The organism is Stenotrophomonas sp. AS012628 (genome assembly GCF_010608305.1).
Lineage (GTDB): Bacteria > Pseudomonadota > Gammaproteobacteria > Xanthomonadales > Xanthomonadaceae > Stenotrophomonas > Stenotrophomonas geniculata.
The window spans coordinates 1-21,071 of the sequence record NZ_VMBJ01000014.1 but is presented as its reverse complement, the minus strand read 5'-3'; the positions used below and the strand labels follow the sequence as shown (position 1 = coordinate 21,071).

Here is a 21,071-nt window from a genome sequence, read left to right as displayed (position 1 = left end):
CGGCATGAGCATTTTCGACCTGCGCATCGAAACAGAGCGCCTGATCCTGCGCCCACTGCTGCGCGAGGACTACGAACCTTACCTGGCGTTCTGCGCCGACGAGGAAACGATGCGCACCCTCGGTGGCGTGCAGCCGCCTTCGGTGGCCTGGCGTGGCTTCTGCAGCCTGGCCGGCGCCTGGCAGCTGTTCGGCTTCTCGATGTTCAGCGTGATCGAGAAATCCAGCGGCGACTGGATCGGGCGCATGGGTCCCTGGCAACCGCAGGACTGGCCCGGTACCGAGGTCGGCTGGGGCATCCGCCATGCCAGCTGGGGCAGGGGCTATGCGCCGGAAGCTGCGGTCGCCGCGATCGACTGGGCGTTCGACACGCTCGGGTGGGATGAGGTGATCCACACCATCGCCGAGAACAACGACAACTCGCGGGCGGTCGCGCGCAAGCTCGGCAGCACGATGCTGCGCATGGGGGAGTTGCCAGCGCCGTACAACGACAAGCCGATGCAGATCTGGGGCCAGTCGCGCGAGCAATGGCGGCAGCGCCGTTGACGGTTGTAGAGCCGAGCCCACGCTCGGCTGCCGTTCGCCAAATGCAGCCGAGCATGGGCTCGGCTCTACAGATTGTCCGCATGCTGCACCCGCGCTTGGCATTCACCGGCGTGCTTGCCAGACTGCACGCAACCGGCCGCCGGCCGGACGTGATGGAGCAGGCAATGGTGGAAGAGCGCGTCCCGCTGACGGTGCATGGCATGTCGGTCTCGGGCAATTGCCACAAGGTCCGCCTGCTGCTGGAGCAACTCGGCAGTCGTTACCGCTGGGTGGAAGTGGACAGTGCCCACGGCCAGACCCATACCCCTGAATTCCTGGCGCTCAACCCGAATGCCAAGGTGCCGCTGATCGTCCGCGACGATGGCCGCGTGCTGACCGAATCCAACGCGATCCTGTTCTGGCTGGCCGAAGGCACGCCGTACCTGCCCACTGATGGTTGGGAGCGCGCGCAGGCGTTGAGCTGGATGTTCTTCGAGCAGTACACGCACGAGCCGTGCGTGGCAGTGGCGCGCTTCATCCGCGGCTGGACCGCGCCCGAATCGCCGCGCCGCGCCGAACTGCCACGCCTGCACGAGCGCGCCGCCACCGCGCTGGCGGTGATGGAGCAGCACCTGCGCCAGGCGCAATGGTTCACCGGCAGCGGATACGGCATCGCCGATATCGCCCTATTTGCCTATACCGATGTGGCGGGCGAGGGCGGCATCAGCCTGGAACCATTCCCGGAAGTTCGCGCCTGGCTGCAGCGCGTGCGTGAGCAGCCGCGCTTCCTGCCGATGCCGGCGGTGACCGCCGAAGTGCGCTCGCGATTCGAGGCCGCGTGACTCTCGCCAAGGTGACCCCCACAGGGTAGCGCCGGGCCATGCCCGGCGGAATGCAACAACGACACGGAGGGTGTTCGATGTTCGCTGTGGTTCCAGATCCGATTCCCGCACGCATGCGCGTGCTCAACCGCGCCGAAGTGTGCGACGTCAACTTCCTCGATGCGGTGCGTGGCTGGCGCGGCACCCCGCGCCCGCGCCCGGCACCGGATGCGCCGATCCTGCCGGGCAGCACGCTCACCGCCGCTGCTTTCGGCGAACTGTTCGACTCGCAGCTGGCCAGCCGCCAGCTGGACCTGATGGCACGCGTGCTGCGCGTGCAGAACAAGGTCTTCTACACCATCGGTTCCTCCGGCCATGAAGGCAATGCGCTGCTGGCGCGGGCCTGCCGGCATACCGATCCCGCCTTCCTGCACTATCGCTCCGGTGCCTTCATGGCCGAGCGTTCACGCCAGGTGCCGGGTATCGACCCGCTGCGCGATGCCGCGCTGTCCTTCGCCGCCAGCGCGGATGATCCGGCCAGCGGTGGCCGCCACAAGGTGTGGGGCAGCAAGCCATTGTGGGTGCTGCCGCAGACCTCGACGATTGCTTCGCACCTGCCGAAGGCGCTGGGCACCGCGCTGGCCATCGAGAGCGGCAAGCGGTTGGGGCAGGCGCTGCCGGTTCCCACCGATAGCATCGTGCTGTGCTCGTTCGGGGATGCCTCGGCCAACCATGCCACCGCGCAGACCGCGTTCAATACCGCGATGTGGTCGGCCTACCAGAAGCTGCCGGCGCCGATCCTGTTCGTCTGCGAGGACAACGGGCTGGGCATTTCGGTGAAGACGCCGGACGGCTGGATTGCCGAGCGCTTCAGCCGGCAGCCGGGGCTCGACTATTTCTTCGCCGATGGCCTGGACCTGGCCACCGGGCATGCCCAGGTGCAGGCCGCGGTGGAACATTGCCGGCGCACGCGGCGGCCGACCTTCCTGCATCTGCGTACCACGCGCCTGATGGGCCATGCCGGCACCGACTTTGAAGTGGAATGGCGCGCGCTGCCGGAGCTGTGCGCGGCCGAGGCGCAGGATCCGCTGCTGCGCTCGGCGCAGATCGCGATGGAATCGGGCTGGATGGATGCAGCCGCCATCGAAGTGGCCTACGAAACGATGCGCGCGCGCTGCATGGCGGCGGCCGCCGACGCCGAAGGCCACCCGACGCTGCAGTCGCTGCAGGAAGTGATGGCGCCGCTGGCGCCGTACACACCGGCGGCGGTGCAGGCTGAAGCGCGGCGCGAGGTGCCCGCCGAGATGCGCGAAGCGCTGTATGGCGGTGCGGAGACCCTGCCTGAGCGGCAGGCGCCACGGCACCTCGCCATCCAGATCAACCACGGCCTGCAGGAACTGCTGGCGAAGTATCCGCAGAGCCTGTTGTTCGGCGAGGACGTCGCGCAGAAGGGCGGTGTCTACACCGTCACCAAGGATCTGCTGCGCCGCTTCGGCCCACGCCGGGTGTTCAACACCCTGCTGGACGAGACCATGATCCTGGGCATGGCGCAGGGCCTGGCCAACATGGGCATGCTGCCGATTCCGGAGATCCAGTACCTGGCCTACCTGCACAACGCCATCGACCAGGTGCGCGGCGAAGCGTGTTCGTTGCAGTTCTTCTCCAATGACCAGTACCGCAATCCGATGCTGGTGCGGGTGGCCGGGCTGGGCTACCAGAAGGGCTTCGGTGGCCACTTCCACAACGACAATTCAATCACGGCGCTGCGCGACATTCCCGGCCTGGTGGTCGGTTGCCCGTCGCGTGGCGACGATGCGGTGATGATGCTGCGCACGCTGGCGGCGCTGGCCCGGGTGGATGGACGTGTGGCGGTGTTCCTGGAGCCCATTGCACTGTACATGAGCAAGGACCTGCATGAGCCGGGCGATGGCCAGTGGCTGTTCGACTACCCGGACCAGGGCCAGGCGCTGGTACCGGGTGAAGGCCGGGTCTATGCGCCGGAGGCAGGCGACCTGGTGGTCTACACCTATGGCAACGGCGTGCCGATGGCGCTGCGCGCGGCGCGGGCGATCGAGCAGCAGCTGGGCTGGCAGGTGCGGGTGGTCGACCTGCGCTGGCTGGTGCCGCTGGATGCCAACTTCATCGCCAGCCAGGCCGCCAGTGCACGGCGGGTACTGGTGCTGGACGAGGGCCGCCACAGTGGCGGGGTGGGCGAGGGCGTGGTCACGGCACTGGTCGAGGCCGGTTTCGGCCACCTGCCGCTGCGCCGGGTCTGCGGTGCCGATACCTATACCCCGCTGGCGGGGGCAGCAATGTTCGGGCTTCCAAGCGACAATGCGGTGATTGGCGCCGCCCTTGAACTGGCGCAGGAACCTTGATGCATGTGTGGATTGGCGGGAATGTTGTTGCCGGCGCCTGTGGCGTCGGCCGAAGTGCTGCAGGCGCAGGTCCTGGCCATGGGCGAGGCGCTGCACCACCGCGGGCCGGATGATGGCGGCAGCTGGGCCGATGCCGGGGCAGGCATCGCGCTGGCGCACCGTCGGCTGAGCATTCTCGACCTGTCGCCGCTGGGCCACCAGCCGATGGCCTCGTCCGATGGTCGCTACGTGATGGCCTACAACGGCGAGGTCTACAACTTTGCCGCCCTGCGTGCCGAACTGGAGCCGCTGGGGCATGCCTTCCGTGGTCACTCCGACACCGAGGTGCTGCTGGCAGCGATCCTGCAATGGGGCATCGAGGACACCCTGCAGCGCTGCAACGGCATGTTCGCCATCGCGCTGTGGGACCGCCAGCAGCAGTGCCTGTGGCTGGCCCGCGATCGAGTTGGCAAGAAGCCGCTGTACTACGGCTGGGCCGGTGACACCCTGGTGTTCGGTTCCGAACTGAAGGCGCTGTGGCAGCACCCGGCGTTCGACAACGACATCGACCGCGACGCACTGACCCTGTTGCTGCGGTTGGACTACATTCCGGCCCCGCACAGCATCCACCAGCGCTGCTACAAGCTGATGCCGGGCCGCGTGCTGCGACTGGATGCCGAAGCCGTCGCGGCGGGTGCATCGGCGCACCGCCCGGAACAGGCGCAGCGCCCTTACTGGGATGCGCGGGCACGCATGCAGGCGGCGCTGGCCGCGCCGTTCCAGGGCCGCATCGAGGAGGCCGAGGAACAGCTGGACGGGCTGCTGCGCGACGCAGTGGCGCTGCGCATGGTGGCCGACGTGCCGGTGGGGGTGTTCCTGTCCGGCGGCACCGATTCATCGCTGGTGGCCGCGCTGATGCAGGCACAGAGCGGTCAGCCGGTGCACAGCTTCAGTATCGGCTTCACCGGTTCGGGCCACGACGAGGCGCCGCTGGCCAGGGAACTGGCCGCGCATCTGGGCTGTGACCACACCGAACTCTACGTCAGCGGTGCCGATGCACTGGCGGTGGTGCCGCAGTTGCCGGCAATGTTCGACGAACCCTTCGCTGATGCCTCGCAGGTGCCGACCGCGCTGGTCGCCCGCCTGGCGCGGCAGGGCGTAACCGTCGCGCTGTCCGGCGATGGTGGTGACGAGCTGTTCTTCGGCTATACCCGCTATGTGCGCGCGCTGCGCAACTGGCAGATGCTGGGCCGCGTGCCAGGGCCGCTGCGGCGTTGGATGGGCGCGCGCTCCCGGCAGCAGGGCGAGGCCTCGCGTACCGGCGGCCTGGCCGCGCTGTTGGCCGAGTCCGGCGCGCGTGGCATCGGTGACGTGTACCGCAACCGCATCTCGCGCTGGCGCGACCCGACGGCGGCAGTGCCGGGCGCGCAGGCTGCCGGCAGCTTCTACGACCTGGCCGACCCGTTGCACGGTGCCGGCACACCGGCCGACGCGATGATGCTGGCCGATTACGTGACCTACCTGCCGGATGACCTGTTGTGCAAGGTCGACCGCACCTCGATGGCGGTCAGCCTGGAAGCACGTGCGCCGCTGCTGGATTCACGCGTGGCCGAGTTCGCCTGGTCGCTGCCGCTGGGCTTCAAGCGCAGTGAAACCACCAGCAAGGTGCTGCTCAAGCGCGTGCTGGGTCGTTATGTGCCGCAGTCGATGGTGCACCGGCCCAAGCGTGGCTTTGGCGCGCCGGTCAGTGACTGGCTGAAGGGCGACCTGCGGCCATGGGCCGAAGACCTGCTGCAGCCGGCGCGGCTGGAGCGGGAGGGCGTGCTGTCAGCGGCCGCGGTACAGCCGCTGTGGCAGCAGTTCCTCGGCGGCCAGCGCAAGTGGCATACCCATCTGTGGAACGTGCTGATGTTCCAGGCCTGGCAGGCACATTGGCGGCAGGTGCGCGCGGGCGTCACGGGCGGCTGATCTTCACCGGTCTGCAAGGGCCCGGCGACTAGGCTGGGTCTCCCGCACCATGAGGAGTATGTCCCGATGTCCGTCCCCACCATCGCCGTGTTCGTCGGCAGCCTGCGCAAGGATTCCTGCAACCGCAAACTGGCCCATGCGCTGGAGAAGATTGCCGGTGACCGTGCGCGCTTCCAGTACGTGCAGATCGGTGATCTGCCGTTGTACGACCAGGACTTCGATGGGCACTATCCGGCGCAGGGTACCCGGCTGAAGGACCAGGTCCGTGCCGCCGACGCGGTGCTGTTCGTGACCCCCGAATACAACCGGTCGGTGCCGGGCGTGCTGAAGAACGCCATCGATATCGGCTCGCGCCCGTATGGCGACAGCGCGTTTGCCGGCAAGCCGGCGGCGGTGATCGGCGCCTCCATCGGCCAGATCGGCACCGCCGTGGCCCAGCAGCACCTGCGCAACAGCCTGGCCTTCCTGGACATGCACGTGCTCGGCCAGCCCGAGGCGTTCATTCATTTCAAGGACGGCCTGATCGATGCCGATGGCTCGATCCACAACGAAGGCACGCAGAAGTTCCTGCAAGGCTATGTGGACCGGTTCCTGGCGCTGATCGCGGTTCACGTCAAAGGCGATTGACGCCAGCGGTTGCCACCCCCATCTGCGATAATGCCCGCTCGGGTGCCGCAACGGCGCCCGTCGCAGGCAGTGCGACGCCCCCACGCCAATCTGGCCAGGCACCGGCGGATATCCCCCGTTTCTCCACGGCTTATCCACAGGCTTGTCCATGGCCGCCGGGGTCGGCGCATGCCTACACTCGTCCGGCCCACTTTTGCAGGAAACACCGCAGCATGTCCGCTCGCCCCGGCTTCCGTTCCAACCGCAGAGAGCGCGGTGATGGCTTCGATCGCGATCGCGACGAATCGCGCATCGACCAGTTGCGGGTACCGCCCCATTCGGTGGAAGCCGAGCAGGCGGTGCTGGGTGGCCTGATGCTGGCCCCGGAGGCCTATGACCGGGTCAATGACCAGCTGACCGAAGGCGATTTCTACCGCCGCGACCACCAGATGATCTACCGCGCGATCCGTGAGCTGTCCGAGCGCGAGCGGCCGTTCGATGCGGTGACCCTGGGGGAGTGGTTCGAATCGCAGGGCAAGATGGAACTGGTGGGCGATGGTGCCTATCTGATCGAGCTGGCCAGTACCACGCCGTCGGCAGCCAACATCGTGGCCTACGCCGAGATCGTGCGTGACAAGGCAGTGCTGCGGCAGCTGATCCAGGTTGGTACGGACATCGTCAACGATGGTTTCCAGCCCGAGGGCCGTGAGAGCAGCGAGCTGCTGGCATCGGCGGAAAAGAGCGTGTTCGCCATCGCCGAACAGGGCGCACGCGGCCGTACCGATTTTGTGGCGATGCCCGGTGCACTGAAGGATGCCTTCGAAGAGCTGCGCAGCCGCTTCGAGAACGGCGGCAACATCACCGGCCTGCCGACCGGCTACAACGATTTCGATGCGATGACCTCCGGCCTGCAGCCGACCGACCTGATCATCCTGGCTGCGCGCCCGGCCATGGGCAAGACCACCTTCGCGCTGAACATCGCCGAGTACGCGGCGATCAAGTCGAAGAAGGGCGTGGCGGTGTTCTCGATGGAAATGTCGGCATCGCAGCTGGCGATGCGCCTGATTTCCTCCAATGGCCGCATCAACGCGCAGCGCCTGCGTACCGGCCAGCTGGAGGACGAGGACTGGAGCCGCGTCACCAGCGCGATCAAGATGCTGAAGGAAACCAAGATCTTCATCGACGATACGCCGGGCGTGTCGCCGGAGGTGCTGCGTTCCAAGTGCCGCCGCCTCAAGCGCGAGCATGACCTGGGCCTGGTGGTGATCGACTACCTGCAGCTGATGAGCGTGCCGGGCAACAGTGAAAACCGCGCGACCGAAATCTCGGAGATCTCGCGTTCGCTGAAGGGCCTGGCCAAGGAACTGCACGTGCCGGTGATCGCGCTGTCGCAGCTCAACCGCTCGCTGGAAACACGCACCGACAAGCGCCCGGTGATGGCCGACCTTCGCGAATCGGGCGCAATCGAGCAGGATGCGGACATGATCGTCTTCATCTACCGCGACGATTACTACAACAAGGAAAATTCGCCGGACAAGGGCCTGGCCGAGATCATCATCGGCAAGCACCGTGGTGGCCCGACCGGTTCGTGCAAGCTGAAGTTCTTCGGCGAATACACCCGCTTCGACAACCTGGCCCACGATTCGGTCGGCTCGTTCGAGTAACAGGCGTGCCGGTCGCTGGCCGGCAATCTCCTCCTGGCCGGCAAACCATTCCAAACACCAAACGTCCGTATGTGGCGTGTAAATGACATGTAACGCGACGCTTCTACGATTCCGCCGCTGCTGCCCTTCGACGCCGCCCTTCGGCGTCCAGCGTGCCCAAGGAATCCGCCCCCATGCCGTCCCACGCTCCGCTCCGCCGCAATCTGCTGGCCCTGCTGGTCTGTGCTTCGCTGCCGTCGCTGGCTGTCGCTGAAACCGCCCCCACGACCGACGCGCCGTCGGCCACCACCCTCGATTCGATCTCGGTGATCGGCCGCGGCGAAGCCCGCCAGGTGCAGCGTGTGACCGCCGAGGACATGAAGATCCTGCCGCCGGGTGCCAACCCGCTGAAGCTGCTGGCCAGCAAGCCGGGCGTGCACTTCGAATCGGCCGATGCCACCGGCGCCTACGAATGGTCCACCAGCATCAGCCTGCGTGGTTTCAACCAGAACCGCCTGGGCTACACCCTTGATGGCATCCCGCTGGGCAACATGGCCTACGGCAACAGCAACGGCCTGCACATCAGCCGCGCGGTGATCAGCGAGAACCTGGGCGGCGCGGAGGTTTCCACCGGCATTGGCGCGCTGGGTACGCCGTCCACCAGCAACCTTGGCGGCGTGTTCCAGTTCTATTCGATCGACCCGTCCACCGAATACGGGGTAGTGCTGGCACAGAGCTTCGGCAGCGACAACGCGCGCCGCAGCTATGCGCGCCTGGAGACTGGTGAACATCAGGGCTTCGCGGCCTACCTGTCCGGCGCATACTCGGAAGGCGACAAGTGGAAGGGCAAGGGCTCGCAGGAGCTGAAGCAGTTCAACGGCAAGGCCACCTACAACTTCGGAACGGACAGCAGGATTACCGCGCTGTTCAACGCCTCGCGCCGCGTCGAGGCCGATTACCAGGACCTGTCGCTGGAGATGATCGATCGTCTCGGCTGGGACTGGGACAACTACGCGCCGGACTGGAACCGTGCCGTGGCCGCTGCACGCGGCACGTTCAGCGGCGGCGTCAACAGCCCGTGGGATGCGTACTACTCCGGCCACGGCCTGCGCAACGACGACCTGTCCAGCATCGCCGGCGATTTCGGCCTGAACGAGTCGATGCGGTTGAAGGTCAACGTCTACAACCACAGCAACCGCGGCCAGGGCCACTGGTTCAGCCCGTCCAATCCGTCCAACCCGGGTACCAGCCGCGAGATCCCGATCTCGATCCGCACCACCGAGTACGCGATCGACCGCACCGGTGTGACCTCGGCGTTCACCTGGAGCGTGGCGGGCCACGAGCTGGAAGCGGGCCTGTGGTACGAGGACAACGGCCACAGCGTGCAGCGCAACTTCTATTACATCGACGGCCCGATCACCGACGATTTCTTCCTGCGTAATCCGGACCAGCGCGTGTGGCACCAGCGCTACACCACCATCACCCGCCAGTTCTACGTGCAGGACCGTTTCCGCCTGTTCGATGACCGTCTGACCATCGACATCGGTGCGAAGTCGCCGCACACCCGCACCCGCGTGCGCACACCGCTGGGCAGCTATGCCAACAACAGCAGCCTGACCTCGAAGAAGGGCTTCCTGCCGCAGGCCGGCTTCAACTTCAAGCTCAACGAAGGCAACGAGATATTCGGTTCGTTCGCCAAGAACATCGCGGCCTATGCACTGGGCGTGGGCAGTCCGTTCAACGTGCCGCAGGCCGCGTTCGATGCCAGCGCGAAGAGCCTGAAGCCGGAACAGTCGCGCACCCTCGAACTGGGCTGGCGCGGCTACGGCCAGGGCTATGAAGCCTCGGTGGCGGTGTATGACGTGAAGTTCGACAACCGCCTGCTGGCCATCGCGCAGTGCGTGGGCATCCTCGGTTGCCCGGCGCTGTTCTCCAACGTCGGTTCGGTGACCAGCCGCGGTGCCGAGGCGACCCTGCAGTTGAAGCCGATGCAGGACCTGATCTGGTCCAATGCGCTGTCGTGGAATGACAGTACCTACGACAACGACTACGTGAACAACGGCGTGGTGCCGACCCGCGGCAAGACGACCGTCGACACACCGGAGTGGATGTTCGCCAGCACCCTGGCCTGGACCCCGGGCCCGTGGGATCTGCGACTGGCCGCCAACCATGTCGGCAAGCGTTACGTGACCTATACCAACGATGTGTCGGTGCCGAGCTACTGGCTGGTCAATGCGTCGGTGGCCTATGACTTCGGCACGCTCGGCCCGGCACAGAACCTGACCGTGGCGCTTAACCTGACCAACCTGACCGACAAGCGTTACCTGTCTTCGATCAACACCAACGGCACCTACGCCGCCGACCCGACCCGCAGCTTGGCGACCATGCAGGTCGGCGCGCCGCGGCAGGTGATGGCCACCGCCACCGTGCACTTCTGATGCGCGGGCCTGTCGATCCGGAAAGCCGTCGTCGCCTGCTGCGCATGGCGTGGCAGGGCGCGGGGGCGGCGATCGCACTGGCGGCGATGCCGGGGCTGGCCACGGCCGGCCCACGGCCGCGGCTGGGGCGTGATCCGTTCACCCTCGGTGTCGCCGCCGGTGATCCGGATCCGCAGGGTGCAGTGCTGTGGACGCGGCTCGCGCCGGACCCACTCAACGGCGGCGGCATGCCGTCGCGGGCGGTGCCCGTGCGCTGGTTCGTGGCCGAAGACCCCGGCATGCGCCGGCTGGTGCAGCGGGGCGTTGCTGCGGCTGTGCCGGAGCTGGCCCATTCGGTACATGTGGAGGTCAACGGCCTGCGTCCCGGCCGCGACTATTACTATCGTTTCGCCTGCGACGGCGATGAGGAAAGCGTGGTCGGCCACTTCCGCACCGCGCCGCTGCTGGACACGCTGTTGCAGCAGTTGCGGTTGGCGCTGTGTACCTGCCAGGCGTGGAACAGCGGCTACTACCCGGTGCTGCGTGACATCGCGCAGAGTGATGTCGACCTGGTGCTGCATGCCGGCGACTACCTGTATGAATACAGCCCGCTGCAGAACGCGCGTGGCAGCACGCTGGATGCGGCGCGGTTCAGTGGCGAGACGGTGAGCCTGGAACGTTACCGTGACCAGTACGCGCTGTACAAACTCGATCCCGATCTGCAGGCCGCGCACGCCGCACACGCGTTCGCGGTGATCTGGGATGACCACGAAGTGCAGAACGATTACTCCGGCATCCCCCCGGAGAAGCCCGGCGTCTCAATGGAGGATTTCATCATCCGCCGCGCGGCCGCGTATCGTGCGTTCTACGAGCACCTGCCGATGCGCAGCACGCCTGCGGGCAACGGTGGCCTGCGCGTGCATCGGCGCCTGCGTTACGGCGATCTTGCACAGCTGACGCTGCTCGACTGCCGCCAGTTCCGCCCGGCCAATCCCTGCGGTGTGGGCGAGTCACCGCGCTGCGAGGCGGCGCTGGATCCACGCATGAGCATGCTCGGCACGGGCCAGGAGGCGTGGTTCGCGCAGTCAATGGCCGTCGCGCGGGGCACGCGCTGGAACGTGGTGGTACAGCAGCTGCTGATGGCGCAGCTGCGGCTGGACGGTGGCACACCGCGCGAGCGCTTCTGGAACGACGCCTGGGATGGCTATCCCACCGCACGCAACCGCCTGCTGCAGGCCTTGCAGGCGGGCGGGCAGGGCAATGCCATCGTGCTGGGCGGTGACTGGCATTCCACCTTCGTCAACGACCTGAAACTGGATTTCGACGCGGCCAGTGCGCCGGTCGTGGCGACCGAATTCATCGCCCCGGCGATCAGCAGCGGCGGCGACGATACGCCGTATGGTCCGTATTACGGGCCATCGATACCGCAGAACCCGCACATCCGCTATTTCGATGGCGACCGCCGTGGCTGGTGGAAGCTGCAGCTGAACCGGCAGACCGTGGACGCCGAGCTGCGCTTCGCCGACAGCGTGCTGCGTGCGGATGCCGCAGTGCGCACTGCGGCGCGCTTCCAGGTGACCCACGGCCGCCCGGGCGCATCGCAGCTCCTGTAGAGCCGAGCCCACGCTCGGCTGCTTCTGGAAAGCCGAACGCAGGCTCGGCTCTACAACGGCGGTGGACCGGTTTCATCGCCCCCAGGCCGGTTTCGTCGCAAACCGTTTGTGCGTGGCAAGGGCAGGGCGCCAAGGTGTCCGCAGGCGGCAAGGTGCCGCCACAAGGAGACCGTGATGAAGACCCTGTTCGCGCTCGGTGTGTGGTGCCTGCTGTTCGTGCTGTGCTGGCCGCTGGCGATCCTCGCCCTGATCGCCTGGCCGTTCGTCTGGCTGCTGAGCCTGCCGTTCCGACTGGTCGGCATCACCTTCTCGGCGCTGTTTGCGTTCCTGCGTGCGCTGTTCATGTTGCCGGCACGGTTGCTCGGCGGCCGGGCGGTGGCGGCATGAGGGCCGTGTTGCTGATGGGCCTGGTCCTGTTGTCAGGCCCGGTGCTGGCCACACCGCCCGCGCCGCCATCGGCGTGGCTGGAGCGCCAGCAGGCAGCCGGTGCCGACGAGGCGAATGCTGCGGGGGCGACGGCTTCGAAGGTGCCGGAGGCCAAGGCGCACTGCCGGGTCACGAAGGAATGGAAGGTTGGCGAGACGGTGGTGCAGCACAGGGTCTGTGACGATCCGCCGAAGAAGCCAGCTGAAAAGGTGTAGCGCCGAGCCCATGCTCGGCTGGGCCTTCACGGACCGCCAAGTGCGCAGCCGAGCGTGGGCTCGGCTCTACACCAGGGCAGCCAACAAAAAACCCCGCCGAAGCGGGGTTTTTCTTCTGCAGGTGAGTGCCGACCAACGGTCGGCACCTACCATGATGCAGATCAGTTCGCCTTGTGGATGGCGCGCTTGCTGACCGCCATCGCCGCGTCGTGGATCACTTCCGACAGCGACGGGTGGGCGTGGCAGATGCGGGCCAGATCATCGGCCGAGCCGCTGAACTCCATGGTCAGCACGCCTTCGTGCACCAGCTCGGAGACGTTGGCGCCGACCAGGTGCATGCCGAGGATGCGATCGGTTTCGGCATGGGCCAGGATCTTGACGAAGCCTGCCGGCTCGATCATCGCCACGGCACGGCCGTTGGCGGCGAACGGGAAGCTGCCGGCCTTGTACGGAATGCCCTCGGCCTTCAACTGGGCCTCGGTCTTGCCGACCCACGCCAGTTCCGGCTCGGTGTAGATGACCCACGGGATGGTGTCGAAGTTGACGTGGCCCGGCAGGCCGGCGATCAGCTCAGCCACCGCGATGCCTTCCTCGAAGCCCTTGTGCGCCAGCATCGGGCCGCGCACGCAGTCGCCGACCGCCCACACGCCGTTGACGCCGGTGTGGCAGTGCGCGTCGACTTCAATCTGGCCGCGCTCGTTGATCTTGACGCCGGTGCCTTCAGCCAGCAGGCCCTTGGTGGCGGCGCGACGGCCGACGGCCACCAGCAGCTTGTCCACGGTCAGGGTCTTCTCGCCTTCGCTGTCGGTGTAGGTGACAACGACTTCCTTCTTCTTGCCCTTGCCGGTGATCTCGGTCTTGGAGACCTTGGCACCGAGGCGGATGTCCAGGCCCTGCTTCTTGAATTCCTTGGCAGCGGTCTTGGCCACTTCGGCGTCGGCCACGGCCAGGAACTCCGGCAGTGCTTCCAGGATGGTGACTTCAGCGCCCAGGCGCTTCCACACGCTGCCCAGTTCCAGGCCGATCACGCCGGCGCCGATCACCGCCAGGCGGTTCGGCACTTCGGTGAAGTCCAGGCCGCCGACGTTGTCGACGATGGTCTCGCCGTCGAACTTGGCGAACGGCAGTTCGATCGAATCCGAACCGGCCGCGATGATGACGTTGGTACCCTTCAGCTCGACGATGGAACCGTCATGCTGGGTGACCTTGACCACGTTGCCCGGCTGCAGCTCGCCGAAGCCATAATAGGCGGCGACCTTGTTGGCCTTGAACAGCATGCCGATGCCGCCGGTGAACTGCTTGACGATCTTGTCCTTGCGGCCAATCATCGCCTCGACGTCGATCTTGGCATCCTTGAAGCTGATGCCGTGGTCGCCAAAGATGTGGCCCATGTTCCAGAACTGGCGCGAGGAATCCAGCAGCGCCTTGGACGGGATGCAGCCCACGCGCAGGCAGGTGCCGCCGAGGGCCGGCTTGCCGTCCTTGCCCAGCGCTGCGTCGATGCAGGCGGTCTTCAGGCCCAGCTGGGCCGCGCGGATGGCAGCGTGGTAACCGGCCGGGCCGGCACCGATGACGACGACGTCGAATTGTTCAGCCATTGAATTATTCCTTGATGCATTACCAGAACCCCTCCGCGCAGGCGCGGAGGGGCGGGAGGTGTCTTACAGGCCGAACAGCATGCGGCCCGGGTTTTCCAGCTGGTTCTTGATGTCCACCAGGAACTGCACCGAATCCTTGCCGTCGATGATGCGGTGGTCGTACGACAGCGCCAGGTACATCATCGGCGCGATCACGACCTGGCCGTTCTGGGCGATCGGACGCTCCTTGATGGCGTGCATGCCCAGGATGGCGCTCTGCGGCGGGTTGATGATCGGGGTCGACAGCAGCGAACCGAAGGTGCCGCCGTTGGTCACGGTGAAGGTGCCGCCCTGCAGTTCTTCCAGGCTCAGCTTGCCGTCACGGGCCTTCTTGGCGTAGTCGGCGATGGTCTTCTCGATGTCGGCGAACGACATGCGCTCGACGTTGCGCAGCACCGGCGTGACCAGGCCCTTCTCGGTCGACACGGCGATCGAGATGTCCGAGTAGCCGTGATAGATGATGTCGTCGCCGTCGATCGAGGCGTTGACCAGCGGGAAGCGCTGCAGGGCATTGGCCGCGGCCTTCACGAAGAAGCTCATGAAGCCCAGCTTGATGCCGTGTGCCTTGACGAACTCGTCCTGCAGTTCCTTGCGCGCCGCCGAGACCTTAGACAGGTCGACTTCGTTGAAGGTGGTCAGCATGGCGGTGGAGTTCTTCGACTCCATCAGGCGCTCGGCGATGCGCTTGCGGATGCGGGTCATCGGCACGCGTTCTTCCGGACGTGCGCCACCGGCCTTGCCGGCGCCGCCGTTGCGGGCGAAGTTGACGATGTCTTCCTTGGTCACCGCGCCGCGACGGCCGGTGCCGTCGACGTCGGCCGGGTTCACGCCTTCGGTGATGGCGGTGAAGCGGGCGCCCGGCGGCAGGGCGTCGGCGGCCGACTTGGCAGCCGGGGCCGGAGCGGCGGCTGCGGCCGGAGCAGCGGCGGCCGGGGCAGCGGCAGCCGCCGGAGCGGCTTCAGCAGCCGGAGCCGGGGCAGCAGCCACGGCGCCTTCTTCGATGATCGCCACGACCTGGCTGGAGGTCACGGTATCGCCTTCCTTGAACTTGATTTCCTTGAGCACGCCGTCGACCGGCGACGGCACTTCCAGGACGACCTTGTCGGTTTCCAGGTCAAGCAGGTTTTCGTCGCGCTTGACGGCGTCGCCCACCTTCTTGTGCCAGGTGGCGATGGTGCCGTCGGCGACGGATTCGGGCAGTACCGGGGCTTTGACTTCGGTGGCCATTGCGGGAGCTTCCTGGTTTGTCTTCTAAATAGGGGGAGGATTATTCAGCGAACGTGTCGTTGAACGGGTTGACCAGTGCGTCGGCGACCAGCTGCTGCTGTTCGCGGACGTGGTCAGCCATGTGACCGGCAGCCGGCGAAGCCGAACGTGCGCGACCGGCGTAGTGCAGGTTCTGGCCATCGGCCAGGCAGAACTGCAGGTGGTGGCGGATCTGGTACCACGCACCTTGGTTCTGCGGTTCTTCCTGCGTCCACACCACGTCGGTGGCCTTGCCGTACTTCTTCAGTTCGGCAGCCAGCAGCGCACGCGGGAACGGGTACAGCTGCTCCACGCGGATGATTGCCACGTCGTCCTGGCCACGCTTGGTCTGGTCTTCCAGCAGGTCGTAGTAGACCTTGCCCGAGCACAGCACCACGCGCTTGACCTTCTTGGCGTCCGCATTGGCGTCGCCGATCAGGTGCTGGAACTCGCCGTTGGCCAGCTCGTCCAGGGTCGACACAGCCAGCTTGTGGCGTAGCAGTGACTTCGGCGACATCACCACCAGCGGCTTGCGGGTGGTCATGTGCAGCTGGCGACGCAGCATGTGGAAGGCCTGCGCCGGGGTCGACGGCACGACAACCAGCATGTTCTCCAGCGCGCACAGCTGCAGGAAGCGCTCCAGGCGCGCCGAGCTGTGTTCCGGGCCCTGCCCTTCATAGCCATGCGGCAGCAGCAGGGTCAGGCCGGAAATACGGCCCCACTTGGCTTCACCGGCGGCGATGAACTGGTCGATCACCACCTGGGCGCCGTTGGCGAAGTCGCCGAACTGACCTTCCCAGATGCACAGCGTGTTCGGATCGGTGGTGGAGAAGCCGTACTCGTAGGCCATCACCGCTTCTTCGCTCAGCAGCGAATCGATGACGGTGGCCTTCTCCGGCGAATCCACCAGCTGCCGCAGCGGCATGTAGTAGTTGTCGGTCTTCTGGTCGTGCAGGATCGCGTGGCGGTGCGTGAACGTACCGCGGCCCACGTCCTGGCCGACCAGGCGCAGTGCATGGCCTTCATCGAGCAGGGTGGCGTAGGCCAGGTTCTCGGCAAAGCCCCAGTCGCCCGGGATCTCGCCGGCGGCCATCTTGCGGCGGTCGTCGTAGACCTTGGCCACGCGCGAGTGCAGCTGCACGTCTTCGGGAATGGTGTTGATCAGCTTGGCCAGCTCGACCAGCTTGTTCTTCTCGACCTTGGTCGAGATCGGATCGGACAGCTTGCCTTCCAGCAGCTTCGGCCAATCGACGAACAGCGGGCTGGTCGGCGGGGTCTTCTCGACCTTGGCCAGCTCGGTGGTCACTTCACCGGCGTCCAGCTTCTCGCGGTAGGCATCGACCATCGCCTTGCCGGCGCCGGCGGCGATCACGCCCGCCTTTTCCAACTGCTCGGCGTACATCTCGCGGGTGGTGGCGTGCTTGCGGATCACCTGGTACATCAGCGGCTGGGTGATCGCCGGTTCGTCGGCCTCGTTGTGGCCCCAACGGCGGTAGCACATCAGGTCGATGACCACGTCCTTGGCAAACTTCTGGCGGAACTCGAAGGCCAGCTGCGCGGCGAACACCACCGCTTCCGGATCATCGCCGTTCACGTGCAGCACCGGGGCGGCGATCATCTTCGCCACGTCGGTGGCGTAGCGAGTGGAACGCGTATCCAGCGGGTTGGAGGTGGTGAAGCCGACCTGGTTGTTGACCACGATGTGCACGGTGCCGCCGACGGCGAAGCCGCGGGCCTGCGACATCTGGAACAGCTCCATGACCACGCCCTGGCCGGAGAAGGCCGCGTCGCCGTGGATCAGGATAGGCATGACCTGCTTGCGGGCGGTGTCCTTGCGGCGCTCCTGGCGCGAACGCACGGAACCGGCCACGACCGGGTCGGCGATTTCCAGGTGCGACGGGTTGAACGCCAGCGCCAGGTGCACCGGGCCGCCTTCGGTGGCGACGTCGGCCGAGAAGCCCATGTGGTACTTCACGTCACCGGCCGAGGCGTGCTCGTCGTGCTCGAACTTGCCTTCGAACTCGTCGAACAGCTTGCGCGGGTTCTTGCCCAGGGTGTTGACCAGCACGTTCAGGCGGCCGCGGTGGGCCATGCCGATCACCACGTCCTTGACGCCATCCTTGCCGGCGCTGCGGATGATGGTGTCCATCATCGGGATCAGCGAGTCGCCGCCTTCCAGCGAGAAGCGCTTCTGGCCGACGTACTTGGTGTGCAGGTAGCGCTCCAGGCCTTCAGCCGCGGTCAGGCGCTCCAGGGTGCGGCGCTGGGTGTCAGCGTCCAGCTGGTAGTTGCCACCGGCCGCTTCCAGCTTCTTGTAGATCCACTGGCGCTGCTCGACCTCGGAGATGTGCATGAACTCCGCACCGATCGAGCCGGTGTAGGTCGCCTTCAGGCGTGCAAGCAGGTCGCGCAGCTTCATGCGCGGCTGGCCGCCGACGCCGCCGGTGCTGAACTCGCTGTTGAGGTCGGCATCGGACAGGCTGTGGAACGGCAGGCCCAGGTCCGGGGTGTTGACCGGTGCGGCCAGCCCCAGCGGATCAAGGCGCGCGTCCAGGTGACCACGCGAGCGGTAGGCGGTGATCAGGCGACCGACATTGCGCTCACGCTCGTCGCCCGCACCGCTGCCGGTGCCGGCTTTCAGCGCATCCTTGGCCGCGTCCGCGATGTGGGAGATGACAGCCGAGTGCGGGATGTCACCTGCTTCGCGGCCCTTGAAGCCGTCGAAGTAGGTTTTCCATTTGGGATCGACACTATCCGGGGAGACCAGGTACTGCTCGTACAGGTCCTCGACATAGGAGGCGTTGCCGCCGGCGAGTTGCGAAGATTGCGCAAACTGCTTCAGTTGATTGTCCACGATGGAGGGTGCTGATTCGCTTTGTGGGGTATGGCTTCAGAAGGACCCGGCACGAAGATGAATAGCCATGCACGGGCGCGTTCAAACAGCCAAATTGTACCCCCAACCGGACACGAAGGGGCACCACCAGAGGCACCGCGCGTCCCCCGGTGCCGCTTCCAGACAGGTTGGCGCGGTGGCCCGCGCTCAGATGCCGAGCGCGCGCAGTTCGCTGCAATCGCGCGAACGGTCCCAGACACGCTGCAATTGCTGCTCGAACGGCTGCGAACGTGCCGGCAGCGCGATGCCGGCCTCGCCGTCGAGGCGATGCCCGATCAGACGAAAGTAGAAGTCGCCCGCATCGTTGAGCAGGCAGGCCGAGGCCAACGCACGGTCGACCGGGTCGGTGACCTCGCGGAACTGGATCACGCTTGGCAGGCGCTGGGCCAACGCCAGCAGCGGTGCCCCGGCAGAGGCAACGGCAGCCGCATCGTGCACGATCACCCGCAGCTGCTTGTCGTGGCGGGCGGTGACGAAGCGGCGCAGGGCGGCCTGCACCGGCGGTGTGTCAAGCAGGCCGGGGTCCAGCTGGCGGCTGTGCAGCCACAGCTGGCGGCGGGCGCGGTGGATGATGGCGGTGGTGATCGCCACCGCCTCGGCGCGGCCGTCGATGGCGCTGGCCGCGCCCAGCCGGCGACGCATCTGCTGGTGGCCGATGCCGGCCTCCTCGAACACCTCGCCCTCGGGCAGGAAGCCCTGGCGGGCATAGAAGTCACGGGCGGGCAGCTGGGCGTGCAGGTGCAGTTCGGCCAGGCCGAGGCGGCGCCCGGCCTCGACCAGTGCCTCCAGCAGGGCCTCGCCGACCCCCTGGCTGCGATGGCTGGCCAGCACCGACATGCGGCCGATGCGGCCGTCCGGGGCCAGTCGGCCGGTGCCGACCGGCTGGTTGTCACTGTCCAGCGCCAGCACATGGGCACTGACCGGGTCCAGCGCATCGCGTTCCAGTTCGGCGGCGATGCCCTGTTCCTGCACGAACACGCGTTGGCGCACGTCGTGGATGGCAACGTGGGCGTCGGCGTGGCTGACCTGCTGGACCCGGATCATGGCGGCGGCTCAGACGCGGCCGACGTCGCTGTCGTCTTCCTCGTCGTCCTCGAAGTTGACGATGACCTCGATGCCGTCGTCGTGCACGGTCACGGAGTGGACATCGTCGGACACCGCATCGGCGTCTATCGCATCCACGCGGTCACGGCCTTCGACCACTTCGCCGAGCACCACGGCGTCTTCGCCGTCGTCCTCGTCTTCGGCGTCATACACCTCGTTCGGATCGATCAACTGGAACACGCCACCGACCAGCAGCTGCTGGACCACCGCGCGGCCTTTGTCGGACAGGCCGCGATAGGCGGTGGCGTCGAGCTGCTCGGCACCGGCCAGGCGCTGTGCGTCCTTCACCGGCAACGCGAAGTCCTGGCCGCTGACATACAGGCTGGCGCCACGCTTGGCCCGGCGCCAGGCCAGTCGCGCCCACGGGTGGCGCTGCAGCAGCAGGCCCGAGGCCAGCGCCTGGGCCACTTCCTCCGCTGCCGGTGCGGCCTGGTGGGCCATCACTTCGCCCGCTGCACGGTAGGTGGTGATGAAGCGGCCGAACCAGTCGCCCAGCTTGTCCGGGTCGTTCATGCGGATGGCATTGAGCGCGGTGATCACCCGCGCCATCGCCACCGTGTCGATCTCGTTCGGGTCGGCCGGCACCTTCAGGTCGGCATCCTGGTAGCGGATGTTCTCGTCGGCATCGGCGATCAGGGTGTCCAGATAGTCGCTGATCAGCTCGGCAGAAGACGGCGCACGCATGCCGAACGAGAAGGTCAGGCAGGGGTCTTCGGCCACGCCGTGGTGCGGCACGTTCGGCGGCAGATACAGCATGTCGCCCGGCGCCAGCACCCAGTCGTGGGTGGGCTTGAACACCTTCAGCAGCTTCAGCTCCACGTCCGGGCGGAAGCCCAGCGGCGGCTGCCTGCCCTTGATCGATTCGCTGGCATCGATCTGCCAGCGGCGATGGCCGTGGGCCTGCAGCAGGAACACGTCGTACTGGTCGACATGGGCGCCGACCGAGCCGCCGGTGGCGGCGAAGCTGATCATCACGTCATCCATGCGCCAGCGCGGCAGGAAGCTGAAGTGCTCGATCAGGGCGCGCACGTCCGGGTCCCACTTGTCCACGTCCTGCACCAGCAGGGTCCAATCGTGGTCGGGCAGGGCGGGGAACACGTCTTCCTGGAACGGGCCGGTACGCACGCGCCAGCCGTCTTGGGTCTTGTCGTGCTCGATCAGGCGCGCCAGCACGCCTTCCTCGCAGGCCAGCCCGGCCAGGTCTTCCGGCTGCACCGGGGTCTGGAAATTGGGGAAGGCGTTGCGGATCAGCAGCGGGCGCTTCTGCCAGAAATCGCGCAGGAAGGTGGCCGGCGCCATGCCCAGCGGCTGGCCGGGACGGGCGGTGACTTCGATGAGGGGGGCGGAGGACTTGCGGGCGGCCATGGGGGAATCCTTGCAGCGGAAAGCGGGAGGGGCGGCGCGGCGGGCCGCCAAGGTCTCCATTGTCCGACGTTCGTTGGGATTGCGCACGTGCGGTGGTTTGTCGCGGGGTGTCCGGCCAACGGCTGAGCCCCTCGTGGCGACATCTTGGTAGGGTCGACTGTTAGTCGACCGGCTTCATGGGCTTGGCCGGGCGGGTGGGCTGCGCGGGGGACGCTGCAAGTACGTCCATGTAAGCTCG

General features: G+C 66.7%; 15 protein-coding genes. 10 read left to right on the top strand and 5 right to left on the bottom strand.

Annotated elements, in window-relative coordinates:
* The first annotated feature begins 4 nt into the window (after positions 1 to 4).
* The 10 genes from G5A07_RS08730 (at position 5) to G5A07_RS08685 (ending at position 12,589) form a co-directional block, all read left to right on the top strand.
* A complete protein-coding gene (locus tag G5A07_RS08730; protein WP_010486816.1) occupies positions 5 to 544 on the top strand; it encodes a GNAT family N-acetyltransferase in 540 nt (179 codons plus the stop codon).
* A 164-nt stretch (positions 545 to 708) separates the two neighbouring features.
* Positions 709 to 1,365: a glutathione S-transferase family protein gene (locus G5A07_RS08725; protein ID WP_043401620.1), complete on the top strand. Its 657-nt coding sequence runs from the start codon at positions 709 to 711 to the stop codon at positions 1,363 to 1,365.
* 77 nt (positions 1,366 to 1,442) lie between these two features.
* Complete coding sequence (locus G5A07_RS08720; RefSeq protein WP_191863169.1) at positions 1,443 to 3,722, top strand: transketolase C-terminal domain-containing protein; 2,280 nt, start codon at positions 1,443 to 1,445, stop codon at positions 3,720 to 3,722.
* 3 nt (positions 3,723 to 3,725) lie between these two features.
* Positions 3,726 to 5,669, top strand: a complete 1,944-nt coding sequence (asnB, locus tag G5A07_RS08715) for an asparagine synthase (glutamine-hydrolyzing) (RefSeq protein ID WP_191863168.1) — start codon at positions 3,726 to 3,728, stop codon at positions 5,667 to 5,669.
* A 66-nt stretch (positions 5,670 to 5,735) separates the two neighbouring features.
* Positions 5,736 to 6,296, top strand: a complete 561-nt coding sequence (locus tag G5A07_RS08710) for an NAD(P)H-dependent oxidoreductase (protein ID WP_043401598.1) — start codon at positions 5,736 to 5,738, stop codon at positions 6,294 to 6,296.
* Between the two features lie 212 nt (positions 6,297 to 6,508).
* Positions 6,509 to 7,939 (top strand): replicative DNA helicase, encoded by a 1,431-nt coding sequence (locus tag G5A07_RS08705; RefSeq protein WP_010486827.1) that lies wholly within the window; start codon positions 6,509 to 6,511, stop codon positions 7,937 to 7,939.
* Between the two features lie 173 nt (positions 7,940 to 8,112).
* The gene (locus tag G5A07_RS08700) at positions 8,113 to 10,356 is read left to right on the top strand and encodes a TonB-dependent receptor (RefSeq protein ID WP_191863167.1); all 2,244 of its coding nucleotides are present in this window, start codon (positions 8,113 to 8,115) and stop codon (positions 10,354 to 10,356) included.
* A complete protein-coding gene (locus tag G5A07_RS08695; RefSeq protein ID WP_191863166.1) occupies positions 10,356 to 11,948 on the top strand; it encodes an alkaline phosphatase D family protein in 1,593 nt (530 codons plus the stop codon). The genes G5A07_RS08700 and G5A07_RS08695 overlap by 1 nt, the downstream gene beginning before the upstream one ends.
* A 174-nt stretch (positions 11,949 to 12,122) precedes the next feature.
* Positions 12,123 to 12,335, top strand: coding sequence for a hypothetical protein (locus G5A07_RS08690; RefSeq protein WP_010486834.1), 213 nt, complete (start codon positions 12,123 to 12,125; stop codon positions 12,333 to 12,335).
* On the top strand, positions 12,332 to 12,589 hold the full coding sequence (locus G5A07_RS08685; RefSeq protein WP_032952780.1) for a hypothetical protein: 258 nt from the start codon (positions 12,332 to 12,334) through the stop codon (positions 12,587 to 12,589). The genes G5A07_RS08690 and G5A07_RS08685 overlap by 4 nt, the downstream gene beginning before the upstream one ends.
* A gap of 161 nt (positions 12,590 to 12,750) precedes the next feature.
* On the opposite strand, the gene lpdA is transcribed toward G5A07_RS08685, so the two are convergent.
* The 5 genes from lpdA to G5A07_RS08660 all read right to left on the bottom strand — a co-directional run bounded on the left by lpdA (position 12,751) and on the right by G5A07_RS08660 (position 20,833).
* The gene (gene lpdA / locus G5A07_RS08680; RefSeq protein ID WP_010486837.1) at positions 12,751 to 14,187 is read right to left on the bottom strand and encodes a dihydrolipoyl dehydrogenase; all 1,437 of its coding nucleotides are present in this window, start codon (positions 14,185 to 14,187) and stop codon (positions 12,751 to 12,753) included.
* Positions 14,188 to 14,250: 63 nt separating this feature from the next.
* Positions 14,251 to 15,453: a dihydrolipoyllysine-residue succinyltransferase gene (gene sucB / locus G5A07_RS08675; protein WP_049409293.1), complete on the bottom strand. Its 1,203-nt coding sequence runs from the start codon at positions 15,451 to 15,453 to the stop codon at positions 14,251 to 14,253.
* A gap of 40 nt (positions 15,454 to 15,493) precedes the next feature.
* Entirely contained in the window at positions 15,494 to 18,325 is a 2,832-nt protein-coding gene (locus G5A07_RS08670; RefSeq protein WP_010486842.1) for a 2-oxoglutarate dehydrogenase E1 component, read from the bottom strand.
* Between the two features lie 186 nt (positions 18,326 to 18,511).
* Complete coding sequence (locus G5A07_RS08665) at positions 18,512 to 19,408, bottom strand: GNAT family N-acetyltransferase (protein WP_191863165.1); 897 nt, start codon at positions 19,406 to 19,408, stop codon at positions 18,512 to 18,514.
* A gap of 9 nt (positions 19,409 to 19,417) precedes the next feature.
* A complete protein-coding gene (locus tag G5A07_RS08660) occupies positions 19,418 to 20,833 on the bottom strand; it encodes a cupin domain-containing protein (protein WP_191863164.1) in 1,416 nt (471 codons plus the stop codon).
* Positions 20,834 to 21,071 lie beyond the last annotated feature (238 nt).

Coding starts and splice junctions, on each gene's coding strand:
- G5A07_RS08730 (WP_010486816.1), top strand. CDS start 5: ATGAGCATTTTCGACCTGCGCATCGAAACAGAGCGCCTGATCCTGCGC.
- G5A07_RS08725 (WP_043401620.1), top strand. CDS start 709: ATGGTGGAAGAGCGCGTCCCGCTGACGGTGCATGGCATGTCGGTCTCG.
- G5A07_RS08720 (WP_191863169.1), top strand. CDS start 1,443: ATGTTCGCTGTGGTTCCAGATCCGATTCCCGCACGCATGCGCGTGCTC.
- asnB (WP_191863168.1), top strand. CDS start 3,726: ATGTGTGGATTGGCGGGAATGTTGTTGCCGGCGCCTGTGGCGTCGGCC.
- G5A07_RS08710 (WP_043401598.1), top strand. CDS start 5,736: ATGTCCGTCCCCACCATCGCCGTGTTCGTCGGCAGCCTGCGCAAGGAT.
- G5A07_RS08705 (WP_010486827.1), top strand. CDS start 6,509: ATGTCCGCTCGCCCCGGCTTCCGTTCCAACCGCAGAGAGCGCGGTGAT.
- G5A07_RS08700 (WP_191863167.1), top strand. CDS start 8,113: ATGCCGTCCCACGCTCCGCTCCGCCGCAATCTGCTGGCCCTGCTGGTC.
- G5A07_RS08695 (WP_191863166.1), top strand. CDS start 10,356: ATGCGCGGGCCTGTCGATCCGGAAAGCCGTCGTCGCCTGCTGCGCATG.
- G5A07_RS08690 (WP_010486834.1), top strand. CDS start 12,123: ATGAAGACCCTGTTCGCGCTCGGTGTGTGGTGCCTGCTGTTCGTGCTG.
- G5A07_RS08685 (WP_032952780.1), top strand. CDS start 12,332: ATGAGGGCCGTGTTGCTGATGGGCCTGGTCCTGTTGTCAGGCCCGGTG.
- lpdA (WP_010486837.1), bottom strand. CDS start 14,187: ATGGCTGAACAATTCGACGTCGTCGTCATCGGTGCCGGCCCGGCCGGT.
- sucB (WP_049409293.1), bottom strand. CDS start 15,453: ATGGCCACCGAAGTCAAAGCCCCGGTACTGCCCGAATCCGTCGCCGAC.
- G5A07_RS08665 (WP_191863165.1), bottom strand. CDS start 19,408: ATGATCCGGGTCCAGCAGGTCAGCCACGCCGACGCCCACGTTGCCATC.
- G5A07_RS08660 (WP_191863164.1), bottom strand. CDS start 20,833: ATGGCCGCCCGCAAGTCCTCCGCCCCCCTCATCGAAGTCACCGCCCGT.